This window comes from Haliea alexandrii, from assembly GCF_003719295.1.
In the GTDB taxonomy this organism is placed as follows: domain Bacteria; phylum Pseudomonadota; class Gammaproteobacteria; order Pseudomonadales; family Halieaceae; genus Haliea; species Haliea alexandrii.
The window spans coordinates 1,593,339-1,612,555 of sequence record NZ_RFLW01000001.1; the positions used below are offsets into that span (position 1 = coordinate 1,593,339).

At 61.9% G+C, this 19,217-nt stretch carries 17 protein-coding genes; 10 read left to right on the forward strand and 7 right to left on the reverse strand.

The window, feature by feature from the left end; genetic code table 11:
* Positions 1-61 precede the first annotated feature (61 nt).
* A complete protein-coding gene (locus EGJ68_RS07200; RefSeq protein ID WP_123033763.1) occupies positions 62-817 on the forward strand; it encodes an SDR family NAD(P)-dependent oxidoreductase in 756 nt (251 codons plus the stop codon).
* On the opposite strand, the gene dapE is transcribed toward EGJ68_RS07200, so the two are convergent.
* The 7 genes from dapE to map all read right to left on the reverse strand — a co-directional run bounded on the left by dapE (position 803) and on the right by map (position 8,780).
* On the reverse strand, positions 803-1,933 hold the full coding sequence (gene dapE / locus EGJ68_RS07205; protein ID WP_123033764.1) for a succinyl-diaminopimelate desuccinylase: 1,131 nt from the start codon (positions 1,931-1,933) through the stop codon (positions 803-805). The genes EGJ68_RS07200 and dapE overlap by 15 nt on opposite strands.
* A gap of 15 nt (positions 1,934-1,948) precedes the next feature.
* Positions 1,949-2,968, reverse strand: a complete 1,020-nt coding sequence (dapD, locus tag EGJ68_RS07210; protein WP_123033765.1) for a 2,3,4,5-tetrahydropyridine-2,6-dicarboxylate N-succinyltransferase — start codon at positions 2,966-2,968, stop codon at positions 1,949-1,951.
* Positions 2,969-3,009: 41 nt separating this feature from the next.
* The gene (locus EGJ68_RS07215) at positions 3,010-3,366 is read right to left on the reverse strand and encodes an ArsC family reductase (RefSeq protein ID WP_123033766.1); all 357 of its coding nucleotides are present in this window, start codon (positions 3,364-3,366) and stop codon (positions 3,010-3,012) included.
* Between the two features lie 88 nt (positions 3,367-3,454).
* Positions 3,455-4,111, reverse strand: coding sequence for an endonuclease III (gene nth / locus EGJ68_RS07220; protein WP_123033767.1), 657 nt, complete (start codon positions 4,109-4,111; stop codon positions 3,455-3,457).
* A gap of 3 nt (positions 4,112-4,114) precedes the next feature.
* Positions 4,115-5,305: a succinyldiaminopimelate transaminase gene (dapC, locus tag EGJ68_RS07225; RefSeq protein WP_123033768.1), complete on the reverse strand. Its 1,191-nt coding sequence runs from the start codon at positions 5,303-5,305 to the stop codon at positions 4,115-4,117.
* A gap of 6 nt (positions 5,306-5,311) precedes the next feature.
* Positions 5,312-8,020, reverse strand: a complete 2,709-nt coding sequence (gene glnD, locus EGJ68_RS07230) for a [protein-PII] uridylyltransferase (protein WP_123033769.1) — start codon at positions 8,018-8,020, stop codon at positions 5,312-5,314.
* Positions 8,007-8,780: a type I methionyl aminopeptidase gene (gene map, locus EGJ68_RS07235; protein WP_123033770.1), complete on the reverse strand. Its 774-nt coding sequence runs from the start codon at positions 8,778-8,780 to the stop codon at positions 8,007-8,009. The genes glnD and map overlap by 14 nt, the downstream gene beginning before the upstream one ends.
* A gap of 402 nt (positions 8,781-9,182) precedes the next feature.
* On the opposite strand from map, the gene rpsB reads away from it, so the two are divergent.
* The 9 genes from rpsB (at position 9,183) to bamA (ending at position 19,206) form a co-directional block, all read left to right on the forward strand.
* Positions 9,183-9,932: a 30S ribosomal protein S2 gene (gene rpsB, locus EGJ68_RS07240; RefSeq protein WP_123033771.1), complete on the forward strand. Its 750-nt coding sequence runs from the start codon at positions 9,183-9,185 to the stop codon at positions 9,930-9,932.
* 113 nt (positions 9,933-10,045) lie between these two features.
* Positions 10,046-10,903, forward strand: a complete 858-nt coding sequence (gene tsf, locus EGJ68_RS07245; protein WP_123033772.1) for a translation elongation factor Ts — start codon at positions 10,046-10,048, stop codon at positions 10,901-10,903.
* Between the two features lie 142 nt (positions 10,904-11,045).
* Entirely contained in the window at positions 11,046-11,771 is a 726-nt protein-coding gene (gene pyrH, locus EGJ68_RS07250) for a UMP kinase (protein WP_123033773.1), read from the forward strand.
* A gap of 28 nt (positions 11,772-11,799) precedes the next feature.
* Complete coding sequence (frr, locus tag EGJ68_RS07255) at positions 11,800-12,357, forward strand: ribosome recycling factor (protein ID WP_027948601.1); 558 nt, start codon at positions 11,800-11,802, stop codon at positions 12,355-12,357.
* A 13-nt stretch (positions 12,358-12,370) separates the two neighbouring features.
* On the forward strand, positions 12,371-13,141 hold the full coding sequence (uppS, locus tag EGJ68_RS07260; RefSeq protein WP_123033774.1) for a polyprenyl diphosphate synthase: 771 nt from the start codon (positions 12,371-12,373) through the stop codon (positions 13,139-13,141).
* Positions 13,134-13,970 (forward strand): phosphatidate cytidylyltransferase, encoded by an 837-nt coding sequence (locus EGJ68_RS07265; RefSeq protein ID WP_123033775.1) that lies wholly within the window; start codon positions 13,134-13,136, stop codon positions 13,968-13,970. The genes uppS and EGJ68_RS07265 overlap by 8 nt, the downstream gene beginning before the upstream one ends.
* Positions 13,971-13,981: 11 nt before the next feature.
* Positions 13,982-15,184: a 1-deoxy-D-xylulose-5-phosphate reductoisomerase gene (gene ispC / locus EGJ68_RS07270; RefSeq protein WP_199227980.1), complete on the forward strand. Its 1,203-nt coding sequence runs from the start codon at positions 13,982-13,984 to the stop codon at positions 15,182-15,184.
* The gene (gene rseP, locus EGJ68_RS07275) at positions 15,184-16,539 is read left to right on the forward strand and encodes a sigma E protease regulator RseP (RefSeq protein WP_123033777.1); all 1,356 of its coding nucleotides are present in this window, start codon (positions 15,184-15,186) and stop codon (positions 16,537-16,539) included. Before ispC ends, rseP begins: the two co-directional genes overlap by 1 nt.
* Positions 16,540-16,557: 18 nt before the next feature.
* Positions 16,558-19,206 carry an outer membrane protein assembly factor BamA gene (gene bamA, locus EGJ68_RS07280; RefSeq protein WP_123033778.1) on the forward strand — a complete coding sequence of 883 codons (2,649 nt, stop codon included), beginning with the start codon at positions 16,558-16,560 and terminating at the stop codon, positions 19,204-19,206.
* Positions 19,207-19,217 lie beyond the last annotated feature (11 nt).

Here is a 19,217-nt window from a genome sequence, read left to right on the forward strand (position 1 = left end):
GTACGACACCTCGCGTGCGCTGTCTGCGCGCGGTACATCTGCTGGAACAAGGCCAGAACTTATGCATAACACAGGAATTGCGCTGGTGACCGGCGCCTCGTCCGGGCTGGGCGCGGAATACTGCCGTCAGCTCGCCGGCCGCTGCAAGACGATCATCGCCGTCGGGCGTCGCGGCGAGCAGCTGCAGGCCCTGCGTGCCGAGCTCGAGAAGCAAACCCGCCTATACCCGGTGGTTGCTGACCTCGCCACGGTAGAGGGCGTAACGCGCACCGTAGAGGCCCTGCGGCAGCAGGGACCGGTGGATCTGCTGGTCAACAATGCCGGCTTCTCGACTCTGGGTGACTTTGTCGACAGTTCGCTGGAGGTGGAGTTGCAAATGGTGCGCCTGCAGGTTGACGCCCCCCTGGAACTGGTTCGTGCCGCGCTGCCCTTCATGCGTGAGCAGGGCAGTGGTGCGATCATCAATGTCGCGTCCGTCGGCGCCTATCTTGAGCTGCAGAAAACCGCCGTGTATGGCGGCTGCAAGGCATTTCTCCTGGCGTTCTCCAGGTCCCTGCAGGCCGAGGTGGCAGCGCACGGTATTCGCGTGCAGTGCCTCTGCCCCGGGCTGACACGTACAGAAATACACGATACGCCGCATTTTGCCGGTTTTGACAAGACGCGTTTTCCTGAGGCCCTGTGGATGGAGGCTGATGCCGTCGTGGCCGAGAGCCTCGCCGCGCTGGAAGGTGACGAGGTGGCCGTGATTCCCGGTGCGATGAATCGGGAGATGGTGCGCGCTAACCTGCAGCAGCAGCTGCAGCTACTGGAGCAGTAGTCGCTCCAGCACACCCTGATACAGGCGGGCCAGCTGCGGCAGGTCTGCCGCGATCACGCATTCGTTGCGTTTGTGGATGGTCGCGTTCACCGGGCCGAGCTCGACGACCTGAGCACCGGTCGGGGCAATGAATCGCCCGTCCGAAGTGCCACCGGCGGTAGACAGCTCCGTTTCCAGACCGGTGACATCGCGAATGCTGTCCACAACCGCCTGCACAAGATTGCCGGCAGGGGTCAGGAACGGCTCGCCGCTCAGGTGCCAGTCGATGCTGTAGTCGAGCTTGTGGGCGCGTAGCAGGTTCTCGGTGCGCTGCTGCAGGTCGTCGGCAGTGACTTCGGTAGAAAAGCGGAAGTTGAAGACCACCTGCAATTCACCGGGAATCACGTTGGTCGCGCCTGTACCGCTGGCAATATTGGATATTTGCAGGGAGGTGGCGGGGAAAAAGGCATTGCCCTGGTCCCACACCTGGCAGGTGAGTGCATGCAGGGCAGGTAATGCGCGGTGAATCGGGTTGTCTGCCAGTTGCGGGTAGGCGATGTGGCCCTGAATGCCGCGCACAGTGAGTACCGCACCGAGAGAGCCGCGCCTGCCGTTCTTGACCACATCCCCCAGCTGCGCACTGCTTGACGGTTCGCCGACCACGCACCAGTCGATGTGCTCGCCCTGTTGCTGCAGGTGCTCAATGACTTTCACCGTGCCGTTGTGTGCAGGCCCCTCTTCGTCGGCGGTGATCAGAAACCCGATTCGGCCGCTGTGCTCCGGATTGCCGGCAACGAAGTCCTCGCAGGCCACGAGCATGGCTGCGAGGCTGCCTTTCATGTCGGCGGCGCCGCGTCCATAGAGCATCCCGTCGCGCAGGGTGGGCTCAAAAGGCGGGCTGTCCCAGCCGGATTCCGGGCCGGTGGGCACCACGTCGGTGTGACCGGCGAAGACCAGCAGTGGTCCACTCTCGCCCCGCACCGCCCAGAAGTTTTCCACCTCACCAAAGCGCAGGCGGGTGCAGGTAAAGCCCAGTTGCTGCAGCCGCTCCATCATCAAGGCCTGGCAGCCGGCATCCTCGGGCGTAACCGACTGGCGGCGAATCAGTTCGCAGGTCAAAGCCAGCGTGCGTTCCATAGTGTTGCCCCGGGGCTAGTTGTGCGCGTGCAGTTCAGCGTTGAGCTCGATCGCCGAGCGATTGGTCAGGCACTCCACGGCACCATTGGCGGAGTTGCGGCGGAATAACAAACCGGATTTGCCCGCCAGTTCGCGGGCCTTGACCGTTTCGACAGCCTGTCCGGTGGCATCCAGTACGACAACCTTGGTGCCCGCGGTGACGAACAGGCCGGCCTCTACCGTGCAGCGGTCGCCGAGCGGAATGCCAATACCGGCATTGGCGCCAATCAGGCACTCGCTCCCTACGGATATGATGATATTGCCGCCGCCCGACAGCGTGCCCATGGTGGAGCAACCGCCGCCCAGATCGGACCCGCTACCGACCATGACGCCGGCAGATATGCGGCCCTCAATCATGCCGGGGCCGTCTGTACCCGCGTTAAAGTTGACGAAGCCTTCGTGCATGATGGTGGTGCCTTCGCCGAGGTAGGCGCCGAGTCGCACGCGGGCGGTGTGCGCGATGCGCACGCCCTTCGGCACCACGTAGTTGGTCATTTTTGGAAACTTGTCAACGCAGCTGACTTCCAGCGTGTCCCCGCGCAGGCGGGCGGCGAGCTGCCGGGCGGGCAGCTCGCTGATGTCAATGGCACCTTCGCTGGTCCAGGCGACGTTGGGCAGTATCGCAAACAGCCCCTGCAGGTTGGTGCCGTGCGGCTTGACCAGTCGGTGCGATAGCAGATGCAGCTTGAGGTAGGCTTCCGGAACCGTGGTTGGTGCCGCGTCTTCACGCAGGATGACAGCCACGGCCGGCGCGTGGCTGCTGGCAAGGTGCGCGGCAATCTGCGCCTGTTCCGTCTCGCCGGCGCCAGCCAGTGCAGCCTCCAGTGCCAGCAGCTGCTCGCGCTCAAGCGTGGTGGTGTTGTCGCTTATGCCCAAAGCCGTCACCAGCTCGTCGGAGGGTGATAGCACCGGGTTGGGAAAGAAAACCTCCAACCAGTCGCCGTTGCTGTTTCGGGTGCCCAAGCCAAGGCCGAGAGCGTATGCCGCATGCTTCATAAAACGTGTTTCCTGACGGGCCCGCCTGTGGCGGGGTGGGTTCAAAGAGTGTGCCGCAGCAGCAGCGCTTCCCAGGCCGGTGCCGAAAAACCGCAGTGGCGCTCGTGGCCAATATCCAGCAGAGGCCGCTTGATCAGCGTCGGTTGTTCCAGTATTGCGGTCAGGGCAAGGGTGTCATTCATCTGTTCCCGCGCTGCCGGTGCCAGTGCCTTCCAGCTGGTGCTGCGGCGATTGATCAGGGTTTCCCAGCCGAGCTCCTGCAGCCACGCCCGTACCTGTTCCGGTGTCAGGCCATCGCTGCGCACATCGTGGAATCGGTATTCGATCGCATGTTGCTCCAGCCAGCGGCGAGCCTTCTTTACGGTGTCACAATTACTGATGCCGTAGACGGTGATCATGGCTGTTTCTCTGGCGTTGGTCGGGGAGCGCAAGGATAGCAAAAAATAACCGGTGAGACAGGCTCGTTCGCTGTCGTCGAATGCCTGTTCAGGCTTTCTGCGTGCGTTTCGGGTGTTTGCGCCCGGGATAACAGGTACGGCAGATGTCGCAGACGCGGCCATCGCATCCTCGTGCACTGCAGTACTCGCGACCGTAGAAAATAATCTGCAGGTGCAGGCGATTCCAGCTGCTCTTCGGGAATAGCCGTTTCAGGTCGCGCTCCGTCTGCACCACACTCTTGCCGCTGGTAAGCCCCCAGCGCTGCGCGAGACGGTGGATGTGTGTGTCGACCGGGAAAGCCGGCACACCGAAAGCCTGCGACATGACCACGCTGGCAGTTTTATGCCCCACACCCGGCAGGCGTTCCAGGGCCTCCATGTCAGCCGGTACCACGCCTTTGTGTTCTGCCAGCAGGATTTCGCTGAGACGCTTGATGGCGGCGGATTTCTGTGGCGACAGGCCGCAGGGGCGGATAATGGCTTTGATCTGCTCGACCTCGAGTCGCGCCATGGCCTGCGGGGTGTCGGCGAGGGCAAACAGTGCAGGGGTGACCTGGTTGACGCGTTCGTCGGTGCACTGGGCGCTGAGCAATACAGCGATCAGAAGTGTAAAGGGATCGCGGTGGTCCAGTGGAATGGGGGGCTCGGGGTAGAGTGCCTGCAGGCGCTGTTGAATAAACGCGACGCGTTGTGCTTTGGGTAGCATGGCCTACAGCTGCTCAATCACGCGCACCATGCGCTCAGCCGCCTCCACGCAATCCTCCAGAGAGGCCACCAGCGCCATGCGTACACGCCTGCTGCCCGGGTTGCCGGCGGCCGTCTCGCGGGCAAGGAAGCTGCCAGGTACAACGGTAACATGGGCTTGCTGATAGAGCTGCCGGGCAAACTCGGTATCGGCCACCGGTGTTTCCGGCCACAGGTAGAAACCCGCGTCTGGGCGTTCCATCTGCAGATGACCCTGAAGAATAGGCAGTACGGCGTCGAACTTCTGCCGGTATTGCGCGCGGTTCGCACGCACGTGCTCCTCGTCGTTCCAGGCCGCCACGCTTGCGTGCTGGTGATGCAGTGGCATGGCACAGCCGTGGTAGGTGCGGTAACGCAGGAATTCGGCGAGTACCGTCGCATCCCCGGCGACAAAGCCAGAGCGCAGCCCGGGCAGATTGGAGCGCTTGCTCAGGCTGTGAAACACCACACAGCGCTTAAACCGGTCGTTGCCCATCAGGGCACAGGCCTGCAACAGGCCCGGAGGCGGGTTGGCTTCGTCGCTGTAGATTTCCGAGTAGCATTCGTCGCTGGCGATGATGAAATCGTGGTGCTCTGCCAGTGCCACCAGCGTTTGCAGCTGTTCGATACTCATGACTGCACCGCTGGGGTTGCCGGGCGTGCAGATATACAACAGTTGGCAGCGTTCCCACACGCTTGCCGGTACGGCGGCAAAGTCCGGCAGATGGCCACTGCTGGCGGTAGCGTTGACAAACTCGGGCTGCGCCCCGGCCAGTAGTGCCGCGCCTTCGTAGATCTGGTAGAACGGGTTGGGGCTGACAACGGCGGCCCCCGGACCTGCGGTGACCACCGCCTGGGCGAAGGCAAAGAGAGCCTCGCGGGTGCCGTTTACGGGCAACACCTCGCACTCGGCGTTGACGCTCTGCAGGTGGAAACGTCGCTGTAGCCAGTCGGCGATGGTCTCGCGCAGCACCGCTTCGCCACGGGTGGCGGGGTAGTTGGCCAGCAGGGGCAGGTTCGCTGCCAGCGTTTCAAGCACAAAAGGCGGGGAGGCATGGCGCGGCTCGCCAATCGACAGCGCAATGTGCGCCTGGCTGCTGGCCGGCTTGAGGTCGGCGAACAGCGCACGCAGCTTCTCGAAGGGGTAGGGGTGCAACGCGTCAAGCAGGACATTCATGGGCCGTTACTGATCCTCGAGTTGATCGTCAAGCTGCACCTTGATTGCCGCCTGGATGGCCTTGCAGAGCGCGTCATCATTCAGTGGCCGCTGTTCGGCGTCAGTGATGAAGAACACGTCTTCAACCCGTTCGCCAAGGGTCTGAATTTTCGCCGCCTGCAGCTCCACATCGTGCTCGACGAAGATACGGCCGATACGCGCCAGCAGGCCTGGACGGTCGCGGGATGACACTTCTAGCACGGTCACCTGCTTTATCTCGTCGAGAAACATGCTGGTTTCGGTGGGCACCGGGAAGGACTTTATCTGCCGTGGTGTCAGGCGCTGTATGTTCGGCGCGTGGTCAAAGTCGGCGACGGCCAGAGAGCGGGTGAGTTGATCGCGAATGTGTCGCAGGCGTGCGCTTTCATCGGCAATCGGGCTGCCATCGGAATTGAGCACGAAGAAAGTGTCCAGGCTCATGCCGTCGCGCGCGTTGTAGATGCGCGCATCGTGCACGCTGAGTTCCAGCTGCTCCAGTTCCGCGCAGACGCGTGAAAACAGCTGCGCATGGCTGCGCGCATGAATGAATATCTGCGTGGCGTTGGCAACGCTGGAATCCGAGCTGTTGCGAATCAGCACCAGCGGCTGGTCCCGTTCGTAGTGGCCGGCAATAGCCTCCGTATGCCAGGCGATATCCTCGGGTTTTTCGCGCAGGAAGTAATCTTCCCCCTGTTCCCGCCACAGGTCGTCGAGTTCTTCCATGGTGAAGCCGCGGTACTCCAGCAGGTCCGCGGCTGCCTTGCGCGTCTGGTCAATCCACACCTGTTTATCGACCGGGTTTTCCAGGCCCCGGCGCAGTGCGCGGCGCGTGCCTGTATACAGCTGGCGCAGCAGGCTGCCGCGCCAGGCGTTCCAGAGTGTGGGGTTGGTGGCGTTGATGTCGGCCACCGTCAGCGTGAACAGATAGTCCAGCCGGTTCAGGTCCCCCACGTGGTGGGCAAATTGTTGAATGATCTCCGGGTCGGATATGTCCTTGCGCTGGGAAACCGCCGACATGGTCAGGTGATTGCGCACCAGCCACACCACCAGGTCGGCGTCGTCTTCGCTTAGCCCGTGTTCTGCACAGAAACGCGCGGCGTCGACCGCGCCGAGCTCGGAGTGGTCTCCGCCGCGGCCCTTGCCAATGTCGTGATAGAGGCCCGCGATATAAAGTAGTTCTATCTTGGGCAAGCGTCGCGCGACCCGGCTGCTGACCGGGAAACGTTCATCGAACTCCGGCTTCTGGAAGCGCCGCATGTACTGGATGACCTCCAGAGTATGGGCGTCCACGGTGTAGGTGTGGAACAGGTCGTGCTGCATCTGGCCCACGATTCTGCCGAATTCAGGCAGGTAGTTGCCAAGAATGCCGTAACGGGTCATGCCGCGCAGCAGGCGGGTCATGTTGTGGGGCGAGCGCAGGATTTCCAGAAAGCTGGCGCGGTTCTCCGGGTCTTCGCGAAAAGCGCTGTTGACCAGGTGCCGGTGCTCCCGGATCAGGCGGATGGTGGCCGTGCCGACGCCGATGATGCCGGGCTCGCGGCCAGCGAGTACGAACACCTCCAGCAACGCATTGGGCTGGCTGCTGAACAGGTCGCCGCGCAGCGACTCGATGTAGCCATTGCGTACCTGAAAACGCTCGTTGAGTATGCGCACTTCGTCCAGCTGGTCGGCCCGCAAAATGGCGTGGTCGAAGTTCTGGACCAGCAATTCATTCAGCTCGCCCAGTGCCAGGGCCCAGCGGTAGTAGGTCTGCATGAACTGCTCGACCGCGAGTTTCTTGCCGTCCTTGAAGCCCCACAGCTCCGCCAGGGCGCGCTGGTGGTCGAACAACAGCCGGTCTTCCTCGCGCCCGGCGACCATGTGCAGGGCGTAGCGCACCTGCCACATAAAGTCGCGACCGTGCAACAGCATGCGGCGCTCGTCCGGGGTGAGGAACTCGCCCGTATCCATGTTCTCCAGCGAGTCCACGCCAAAGTGGCGCTCGGCTATCCAGGCGATGATCTGGAGGTCGCGCAGGCCGCCCGGCGAGCTCTTGACGTTCGGCTCCAGGTTGTACTCGGTGTCGGCAAATTTGGCATGGCGGGCCCGCTGTTCTTCCAGCTTGGCGCGGAAAAAGTCGGCACTTGGCCACATCTGGTCCGGTCCGGTACGGGCGCGCACGGCGTCCATGAGCGCCTGCGGCCCGCGAATGACCCGCGTCTCCATCAGGTTGGTGAGGATGGTGATGTCCTTGCGCGCCTTGTTGCAGCACTCGCTGACCGTGCGCACACTGTGGCCGATGTTCAGTCCCAGGTCCCACAGCTGGGTGACAAAAGCTTCCAGCTGTGCGTGGCAGGGTTCGCTGTCCTCGCCGAGCAGCACGAGAATGTCGATATCCGAGTGGGGGTGCAGTTCCCCGCGGCCATAGCCGCCCACGGCGACCAGGGCGGGCTCCACGCCCGACCAGTCGCGACTGTCCCACAGCGTGCCCAGTAGCACGTCCATGAACCAGGAGCGCAGGTGCAGCAGTTCGGCAACACGGGTGCCGGCATTGAATTGTGAGTCCAGATAGTCGGCCGCGGTTTTCAGCGCCTGCTTGCCGGCTTGCAGCGTGTCACCGGAGGCGATGGCGCTGGCAAAAGCAGCGCGATCAAACAGCTCCTTCGGCAGCTCCGGGCTCTTTACGTGGGTGGCGTCGGCAGCCTCAGAAATTTTCATCGGAGCGCCGCGTGAAGATTTCGCAGCCGTCCGCCGTCACACCCAGGGTGTGCTCCCACTGGGCCGAAAGCCGCCCATCGCGGGTGGTGACGGTCCAGCCGTCCTTGGCGTTGAGTTTGGTGTGGCGGCGGCCCGCATTGATCATGGGCTCGATGGTGAAGGTCATACCTTCTTCCAGCACCAGGCCTGTGCCGGGTTTGCCGTAGTGCAACACCTGAGGATCCTCGTGGAACACCTTGCCGATGCCGTGTCCGCAGTACTCACGCACGACCGAGTAGTAGTTTTTTTCGGCATGCTCTTGAATGACAGCACCGATATCGCCCAGGGTGGTGCCCGGGCGCACCAGGTCCAGCGCCTTGTACAGGCACTCCTGGGTCACCTGTATCAGGCGCTGGGCGTGGGGTGCGACCTCGCCCACCTCAACCATGATACTGGTGTCGCCGTGGTAGCCATCCTTGATTACGGTGACATCGATGTTGACGATATCGCCCGATTTCAGTTTCTTGGTATCCGAAGGGATGCCATGGCACACCACCTCGTTGATCGATGTGCAGATCGAGCGTGGGAAGCCGTGGTAGTCCAGCGGAGCGGGAATGGCATGCTGAACGCCCGTAATATAGTCGTGGCATATCCGATCCAGTTCACCGGTGGTGATGCCGGGCTCAACCCGGGGTCGGATCATCTCGAGAACGTCGGCAGCCAGGCGTCCGGCTACGCGCATTTTCTCGATTTCGTCTGCTGTCTTGATAGAAACTGCCATGCATTACCTGTCATTAAGCCTGATGGGCGGTTGTCAGTGGGCGCTGCCACGGCAGCGGGGCGTTGTGGGTATTCTACAGGATTCGCAGGACCTGTGAGTAACCTCATGCCTGCAGCGCGCGCCAACCTCCTCCGGGCCTGCCTCCTCCCGGTGCCAGGCCGCGTGAACACTGGTGTACGGCCCCGGGGCGAGGTGCCCGGGGCCCGCCAATTCGGCTTCCCTGCGGGGCGTGACTGTGGTATAAAGCGCGCCTTCGTCGGAAGCGGGCCCGGAGCGGGGCTGCCTCGAGGAAGAAAACCTAACGTCGCACACATATCGACACCTGCGTCAGGGTGCCGGCCTCGGTCGGTTTGGCGCACGGGATATGTGGAGGCTTAACCCGATACAAGAAAGGTATTTATTATGTCGCAAGTAAGCATGCGCGACCTGCTGCAGGCAGGCGCACACTTTGGTCACCAGACCCGTTACTGGAACCCCAAGATGGATCGTTTCATCTTCGGTGCCCGCAACAAAATCCATATTATCAACCTCGAGCACACGGTGCCCGCCTTCAACGAGGCGCTCGGCCTGGTTCAGCGTCTGGCCTCAAACAAGAACAAGATCCTCTTCGTGGGCACCAAGCGTGCAGCGGGCAAGATCATCAAGGAGCAGGCAGACCGTGCCGGTATGCCCTATGTCAGCCACCGTTGGTTGGGTGGCATGCTCACCAACTACAAGACCATTCGCGCGTCAATCAAGCGTCTGCGCGAGCTGGAAGCCCAGCAGGCGGACGGCACGTTTGCCAAGCTGACGAAGAAGGAAGCGCTGATGCGCAGCCGCGACATGGAAAAGCTTGAGCGCAGCATCGGCGGTATCAAGGATATGGGTGGCCTGCCCGACGCGCTGTTTGTGATCGACGTCGACCACGAGCGCATCGCCATTACCGAAGCCAACAAGCTGGGTATTCCGGTCATTGGCGTTGTTGACACCAACAGCAACCCCGACGGCGTGGACTACGTGATCCCGGGCAACGACGACGCGATCCGTGCGATCAAACTGTACGTTTCGGCCGTGGCCGACGCCTGCCTTGCGGGCAAGGCAGATGGTGGTGACCAGAATGTTGTGCGCGACGAGTTCGTCGAAGTCGCCGCCGCCGAGCCAGCGGCTCAGTAAGCCTCGCAATCCGGGGTGGCCGTCGCGGTCAACCCCGGATTATCCCGGCCTCCCCGGCGGAGGCACTTTTCAGTAATTCACGGCCCCCAGTGGGCTGTAGCAGGAGGAAACCCATGTCTGCAGCATTGGTCAAGGAACTACGTGAGCGCACCGGTCTGGGCTTGCTTGAGTGCAAGAAAGCGCTCGCAGCCGCCGACGGTGACGTTGAAAAAGCAATTGAAGAACTGCGCAAGTCCAGTGGCATGAAAGCGGCCAAGAAAGCGGGTCGCACCGCCGCGGATGGTGTGGTGTCCACGCGTATCGCCGAAGATGGCAGTTACGGCGTGATTGTTGAAGTGAACAGCGAAACCGACTTTGTGGCGCGCGACGAAAACTTCCTCGGCTTCGTCAGCCGGGTTGTGAATGCAGCCTTTGAGAGCCGCGAAACCGACGTGGCCGCCTTGATGGCTGGCGACCTGGAGGCAGCTCGCGAGTCGCTGGTTCAGAAAATCGGTGAAAACATCAGCGTGCGTCGTGTCACCCTCGTAACAGCTGATGCTGGCGTAGTTGGCGCGTATGTGCATGGCAACAATCGCATCGCGGTACTGGTAGAGCTCAAGGGTGGCGACCAGGACCTGGCGAAAGATGTTGCGATGCACGTGGCGGCGGTGAATCCTCAGGTGGTCTCTGCTGAGGACATGCCGGCCGAAGTGATCGAGAAGGAGCGCGAGATTTACACGGTGCAGGCGCAGGACTCCGGCAAGCCGGCAGAGATTGTCGAGAAGATGATCGGTGGGCGCATCAAGAAATTCCTGGCCGAAAACAGCCTGATCGAGCAGGCGTTCGTCAAGGACCCTGATATCACGGTAGGCAAGCTGGTATCGGCGGCAGGCGCGTCAGTCGCGTCGTTTGTTCGCTTCGAAGTGGGTGAAGGTATCGAGAAAGAGCAGGTCGACTTCGCAGCCGAGGTCGCTGCCCAGCTCAAGGGCTGAGGCTCGTCAGGTCAATGAAAACGGGGCTTCGGCCCCGTTTTTTATGGGCAGGGCAGAAGGTCCGGCGGGACTTTCTCCGGCGCGGCACTAGGGTGCGGCGGGTTTGTCCTGTATTATGCGCTCAGTTCGGGAGACAAGCGTTATGCCACAGGCTTCAGGCGACAAAAAGTATAAACGGATACTGCTAAAACTCAGTGGCGAGGCCCTGACCGGTAGCGAGAAGTTCGGGATCGATCCCCGCATCCTCGACCAGTTGGCGCTGGAAATCGGGCAGCTGGTGGGTATTGGTGTGCAGGTGGGCATCGTCGTCGGCGGGGGCAACCTGTTCCGGGGCGCGGCGCTGCAGTCTGCAGGGCTCGACCGGGTAACCGGTGACCACATGGGTATGCTGGCAACCGTGATGAACGCGCTGGCCCTGCGTGATGCGCTGGAGCGGTCGAATATTGCGACACAGGTCATGTCTTCCATCCCCATGAGCGGCGTTGTCGATCACTACGACCGGCGCAAGGCCATTCGTGCCCTGAGTAACGGCGATGTGGTCATATTCTGTGCCGGCACGGGGAATCCGTTCTTCACCACCGATTCCGCTGCCTGCCTGCGGGGCATTGAAGTGGATGCCCAGCTGGTAATGAAAGCGACCAAGGTGGATGGCGTATATTCTGCAGACCCGATGAAAGTCAGCGATGCCGTGAAGTACCAGGTGCTGAGTTACGACGAGGTACTGGACAAGAAACTGGAAGTGATGGATCTCACGGCGATTTGCCTGTGCCGCGATCACAGCATGCCTGTGCGCGTCTTCAAAATGGAAGATCGCGGTGCGCTGCTCAGTATCGTGCGCGGTGGCCAGGAAGGGACCCTGATCCAGTAGCCCTATTGCAGCGCAAGGAGATTCAAAGGTGATTGAAGATATCAAAGCCGAAGCCCACGAGCGGATGGAAAAAAGTGTCGAGGCGTTGGTGCATCATTTCAACAAAATCCGCACCGGTCGGGCCCACCCCAGTATTCTCGACGGTATCCGCGTCGAATACTACGGCTCCGAATCCCCCCTGAACCAGGTAGCGAATATCAGCGTGGAAGACGCGCGCACGCTCATGGTGACGGCATGGGATCGCTCCCTCACCCCGAAAATAGAGCGCGCCATTCTCAAGTCGGACCTCGGGCTCAATCCCTCCACTGCCGGTGAGGTGATTCGGATTCCCATGCCAATGCTCACCGAGGAGACGCGCAAGGGCTTCACCCGCCAGGCGCGCGCGGAAGCAGAGGCCGCACGTGTTTCGGTGCGTAATGCCCGCCGTGATGCCATGAGCATGCTGAAAGAGCTGGTCAAGGAGAAGGACATCAGTGAGGACGACGAGCGCCGCGGTCAGGAAGTGGTGCAGAAACTGACCGACAGCTTCACGGACCGCATTGAGAAAATGCTGGCGGAGAAAGAAGCTGACCTGATGGAAATTTGAGTCCGCCGGCCGCATGCCCAGCCGCGAATCACCAGGCCAGCCGGAACACCCCCCGGTCCCGCGTCATGTCGCCATTATCATGGATGGCAATAACCGCTGGGCACGACGCCAGTCTCTACCCGGTGCCGCGGGGCATCGCGCGGGTGTCGAGGCCGTCCGCGGTGTGTTGCGTTCCTGTCAGCAGCATGGCATTGAAGTGCTCACCCTGTTTGCCTTCAGCAGCGAAAACTGGGGGCGTCCTCGCCCCGAAGTGCGGGCCTTGCTCGCGCTGCTCTCGCGGTATCTACGCAATGAGGTCCGCGACCTGCACAAGGACGGTGTGCGCTTGCGCTTCATGGGTGAGCGGCGCCGTTTCAGTGAGCGGTTGCAGCGCCTGATGGCAAACGCCGAGTTCCTCACCCGAGACAATACGGTAGCCACGGTCGTGCTCGCCGTTGACTATGGCGGCCGCTGGGATATTACCCAGGCATCCCGGCAGCTTGCGGCGCGAGTGCAAGCGGGCGCAATGACGGTGGAAGATATCGACGAGTCGTCGCTGTCGCGTGCCATGGCGCTGGGCGACCTGCCGGCCCCCGACCTGTGTATCCGCACGGGAGGCGATGCGCGCATCAGCAATTTCATGTTGTGGCAGTTTGCCTACAGCGAGCTGTATTTCACGACTACGTTGTGGCCCGATTTTGGTGAGCTGGAGTTCGCCCGCGCACTGTCCGACTACGCCCGGCGCGAGCGCCGCTTTGGCTTGCGTGAGTCCGATGCGCTGGCCTCCGGAGCACAGGATGCTTAAACAACGGGTAGTTACTGCGCTGGCCATGGCGGGCCTCTTTCTGGCCGCGGTCCTGTTCCTGCCGTTGTTCTGGCTGGCGTGTCTGCTCGCGGCCGTGGTTTGTCTCGGTGGCTGGGAGTGGGCGCGTCTCGCCGGCTGGCAGGCGCCCCTGTCGCGCGCTGTGTATGTCGTGGTACTTGGCCTGTTGCTGGCTGCGTTGTTCATTTACGCGGAGCTGGGGTTGGCGCCTCAGCGGGAGCAGGTGCAGCCGGTGCTGGGTATAGCCTGTCTGTGGTGGTCGTTTTCCCTGCTGTGGGTCAAGAGCTACCCGGCCAGCGCGGTCCTGTGGCGCAGCCGCGTGATGCGCAGCCTCATGGGCCTGCTGATTCTCGCCTGTGCCTGGCTGGCGGCGGTGTACCTGTTGGCCTTTCCACGCGGCGGCTTGTTGCTGGTCGCCATGGTGGTCATTGTGGCGGTTACAGATATAGGTGCGTATTTTGCTGGCACCCGCTTTGGTCGCCACAAGCTTGTCGTGCATGTCAGCCCCGCCAAGACCTGGGAAGGTTTCTGGGGCGGGGTGGCCTGTGCAACGCTGCTGGCGGTTGCACTGTGGTCACTGTTGCCGGCGCGTATGGCGCACATTTCCCTCGGTGCGGTGATTGCCGTGGTCGTGACCACGGCGCTGGCGTCTGTCGTTGGTGACCTGACGGTCAGCATGGTGAAGCGTGAAAGCGGCGTGAAAGACAGCGGTTCACTGCTGCCGGGGCACGGCGGGTTGCTCGATCGCCTGGACAGCCTGTGCAGTGCAGCCCCGGTATTTGCCCTCGGCCTTCTGCTGGCGGGGTGGTAGCCGTGGCGGGGGTGCAGCAGGTAGCAGTGCTGGGAAGCACGGGGTCAATCGGAGTCAGTACGCTGGACGTGATTGCGCGCCATCCGCAGCGGTTTCGCGCCTGGGCGCTGGCCGCAAACCGGTCGGTCGACACACTCGCCGCACAGTGCCGTGTGTTTCAACCGCGCTATGCCGTGATGATGGACCCGGACGCGGCCGATACCCTGCGGGCAGTGCTTGAAGGGGAATGCGATACCGAGGTGCTGGCAGGCCCCGAGGGCTTGCAACAGGTGGCCTCTCACGCCGAGGTCGATGCCGTGATGGCGGCGATCGTGGGTGCGGCGGGGTTGCCATCGACCCTGGCAGCCGCGGAGGCGGGCAAGCGCCTGCTGCTGGCGAACAAGGAATCTCTGGTCATGGCCGGGCACTTGCTGATGGCGGCCGCGCGCAAGGCGGGTGCCGTTATTCTGCCCATAGACAGCGAGCACAATGCCATTTTCCAATGCCTGCCGGCAGCACAGGCTGGCGCCCCCGGATTGGAGGGAGTCAGCAAGATTCTCCTCACGGCTTCCGGCGGGCCTTTTCGCAGCTGGTCGGCTGAGGCCATCGCGGCCGCGACGCCGGCGCAGGCCTGCGCCCATCCCAACTGGTCCATGGGCCGGAAGATTTCGGTGGACTCCGCAACCCTCATGAACAAAGGGCTGGAGTTGATCGAAGCCTGCTGGCTGTTTGATGTCGCACCTTCCCGGGTCGACATTGTGGTGCACCCCGAGAGCATTGTGCACTCGCTGGTGCAGTATGTAGACGGGTCCGTGCTGGCGCAGCTCGGTAACCCCGATATGCGCACACCCATCGCCTACGGGCTCGGCTGGCCGCAGCGAATCGATGCGGGGGTCGCGCCGCTCGACCTGGTGGCACTTTCCAGGCTGCACTTTGAGGCCCCCGATGAAGCCCGTTTCCCGTGCTTGCGGCTGGCGCGAGAGGCGGCCGCTGCCAGTGGCACCGCCATGGCGGTGTGCAATGCGGCAAATGAAATTGCGGTGGAGGCGTTTCTGGCGGGGGGTATCGGCTTCGCTGCTATTCCCGAGGTGATCGAGGCAACGCTCGCTGCCGTTTCCCCTGTTGAACCCACATCGCTCAACGTGGTCGAAGCAGCGGACCGGGATGCCCGCGAAGTTGCGGCATGGCATGTGGCGCGCAAAGGCGACCGGCCGAACCCCGGCGGAGAAAAGTAATGGATTTGGCCTACACTATCGCAATAACGTTGCTCACCCTGGGCGTGCTCGTTGCCGTGCACGAGTTCGGTCACTTCTGGGTGGCGCGTCGTTGCGGCGTAAAGGTGTTGCGTTTTTCGATAGGCTTTGGCAAATCCCTTTACACCTGGCATGACCGCCATGGAACGGAATTCTGTGTGGCGGCCATTCCGCTGGGCGGCTACGTGAAAATGCTCGATGAGCGAGAGGGCGAGGTGGCTGCGGGCGAGCAGGCGCTGGCGTTCAACCGCAAGCCGGTGTTGCAGCGCATTGCCGTGGTCGCGGCCGGCCCCATTGCCAACTTCCTGCTCGCGATCGTCGCCTACTGGTTTCTGTTCATGGCTGGCGAAAGCGGCTACGCGCCGGTTATCGGCGCGGTGAAGGCCGGGTCTGTTGCGGATAGCGCCGGCCTCGAGGCGGGGCAGGAGATCGTCGCAATTGATGGCGAGGAAACACCGACCTGGCAGGCCCTGAGTTTTCGCCTGCTGGACCGTATCGGCGACACCGGTACCGTCCACTTCAGCGTCAAGTATCCTGACTCGGGCATGATTTACGAATCCGAGGGCGCCCTGCAGCAGTGGCTGGGCGCAGACGAATCCCCGGATCTGCTGGCTGGCTTGGGTATCACCCCCTACGCGCCCGCTGTGCCACCGGTGGTAAGCGAGGTTGTTGCCGACAGCCCGGCGGAGCGCGCTGGCCTGATGGCGGGAGACCGCGTGTTGAGCGCCGATGGCACCCCCATGGCGGAATGGATGGAGTGGGTGGAGTACGTGCGAGCGCGCCCCGGGCAGGTGATCAGCCTGGCGGTGGAGCGCGGCGATGACACGCTGGCAATGCACATCACCCCCGAAGCGGCAACCCTCGCGGAGGGCGAAACCATCGGCCGTGTGGGTATCGCCGTGTCCATGCCGGAGTTGCCGGAAGGCATGTTGCGAGAGTTCGAGCGCGGGCCCGTGGCGTCGCTGGGTGCGGCATTTGTGCGCACGGGAGACCTGGTGGGCTTTACTCTCAGCTCAATCAAGAAGATGATCCAGGGCCTGATCTCGCCAAAAAACTTGAGTGGCCCCATCACCATTGCTAAAGTGGCGTCCGCCTCGGCAAAGTCGGGGCTGGAGTCCTATATCGGCTTTCTGGCCCTGCTCAGTGTCAGCCTCGGAGTTTTGAATCTTTTGCCCATTCCGGTGCTTGATGGTGGCCATTTGCTGTATTACACCGTGGAGCTGCTGGCGGGGCGTCCAGTACCAGAAAAGGTGCAAATGGTGGGCTACCAGCTGGGCCTGTTTCTGATTCTCGGGGTAATGGCACTGGCTTTATATAACGATTTCGCGCGCCTGTAGGGTTGGGCAACCCGGGCAATGACACATCAAGGACCTTGGGGTCGGGCCTCACCAGTGGTTGGGACTATTTTGAAAAAACGCATTAATCTGCTGCTGGCACTCGCTTTGCTGCTGCTCGCTCCGCTGGGCCAGGCCCAGGACGCCTCCTTCATTGTCGCGGATATTCGCGTGGAGGGTCTGCAGCGTATTTCCGCCGGCTCCGTGTTTGCCGCGATGCCGCTTGCCGTGGGAGACCTGGTTAACGCCGAGGCCATCCGTGCGGCCTCCCGCAGCCTGTTTGCGACCGGCAACTTTGACGATATCCGTATCGGTCGGGATGGCAACGTGCTGGTGGTGATTGTTGCCGAGCGGCCGAGTATCAGTGAAATCAATATCGAGGGTAACAAGGCAATTGAAACCGAGGCGTTGCTCGACGGCCTGCGCGGTGCCGGCCTCGCGATCGGTCAGGTGTTTCAGCGCTCGACCCTGGAAGGCATGCAACTCGAACTACAGCGCCAGTATGTGCAACAGGGACGCTACGACGCGAACATCGAAACGGAAGTACTGCCCGAGCCGCGCAACCGGGTTGCGATCAATATTGATGTGGACGAGGGCACAGTCGCCGCCATCAAGCACATCAACGTGGTGGGCAACGAGGTGTTCAGCGACGAGGAACTCACCGATCTGCTGGAATTGCAGACGACCGGCTGGTTTTCGTTTTTTACCAACGATGACAAGTATTCCCGCGAGAAACTGACCGGGGACCTGGAGAAGCTCAACTCCTATTACCTCGACCGCGGTTACCTGCAGTTCACCATCAATTCCACGCAGGTCTCCGTGTCTCCCGACAAGCGCTCGGTCTACATTACCGCGAACGTCACCGAGGGCGAGAAGTTCACGGTGAGCAGTGTCGACCTCTCCGGTGATCTGGTGTTGCCCGAAAGCGACCTGCGACGCTTTATTCTCGTGGGGGAGGGGCAGACCTTCTCCCAGCAGCAGGTCACTTCCACCGAAGAATTCATAACTCGCCGACTGGGCAACGAGGGCTACAACTTCGCCAAGGTCACCGGCATACCGGAAGTGAACGAGGACGAGAACACCGTGGGCCTCAAGTTCTTTGTTGACCCGGGCAAGCGCACCTACGTGCGCCGGATCAGCTTCGAGGGCAACCAGAAAACAGCGGATGAAGTGCTGCGTCGCGAGATGCGCCAGATGGAAAGCGCGCCGGCTTCTGCCTCGGCGATTGAGCAGTCCCGTATCCGTCTGGAACGGCTGGGGTATTTCAGCAAGGCGACCGTGGAAACGCCCGAGGTGGCGGGCCACGATGACTTGATCGACGTCGACTTCACGGTGGAAGAGCAGTCCTCCGGTAGCATTGGCGCGAGCTTTGGCTACGCCCAGGACGCCGGCCTGATCTTCGGCCTGAACCTGCAGCAAGACAACTTCCTGGGCACCGGGCGGCGTATCGGCATTGGCCTCAACTCGTCGCGCTATCAGGACCTGTACAACTTCAGCTACACCAACCCCTATTTTACCGAAGATGGCGTGAGCCGTGGTTTCAACGTCTTCTACCGCTCTACCGACCTGTCGGAGATCAACGTGGCGCGCTACACCACCGACACCCTCGGTGCAGCGCTCAACTTTGGTTACCCCATCAAGGAGACCCAGCGCCTGGGGTTCAGTTTCGGGGTGGCCAATACGGATATCACCGCCGGTCGCTTTGCCGTGCAGGAGATCAAGGCCAGCCCGCGCCTGATCGATGGCGTAGAGGGCTTCTTCGAGAGCAACCTGTTGCCCGACGGTACCTTTTCAGCACCGGAAGTGTTTCGCCCGCTGGAGGAACTGCCTGATGGTGCCCTAACCATTCCCGAGGAGCCCGGGTTCCTCGACCTGAACGGCGATGAGTACCTCAACTGGACCACGTCGCTGAGCTGGAACCAGTCTACGCTCAACCGCGGTATTCTCGCCACGCGCGGCGAGGCGCAGTCCCTGGTGTTCGAGGTGGCGGTTCCGGGCTCCGATGCACAGTTCTACAAACTGGTGTACCGCGGTGAGAAGTTCATGCCCATTACCGAGGAATGGATTGTGCGTTTCCGCACCGAACTGGGCTACGGTGACGGCTACGGCGATACCACCAACCTGCCGTTCTTCGAGCACTTTTTCTCCGGTGGTTTTGGCTCCGTGCGCGGTTTCGAGAGCAATACCCTGGGCCCTCGTGGCACCCCGGCGGCACTGTATGACATCAACCAGCCGGTGACCGCGGTTGACGAAGACGGCAATGCGACTGAAGTGGGCGGCCCCGATGGCAGCCAGTTCGGTTACCGCTACGACCCGAACACCGGCAAGCTGACGTTCAGCGTGCCCGACACCACGCCTGACCCCTTCGGTGGTAATGCCCTGATTGAAGGCAGCGTCGAATTGCTGTTCCCGTTGCCGTTCCTGAAGGATCGCAGCAAGCTGCGCTCCGCGTTCTTTTTCGATGTGGGCAACGTGTTCAACACCAAGTGCTCCAGCAACCAGCTGAACTGCTTTGATATCGATGCGGATGAACTCCGTTACTCGGTCGGTGTCGGTGTTACATGGATTACCGGTTTCGGCCCCATGAGTTTCAGCCTTGCCAAGCCGCTCAACGAGTCCCCCGAAGATGAGCGCGAGATTTTCCAGTTCACACTGGGTCGGGGTTTCTGATCATTTTTTCT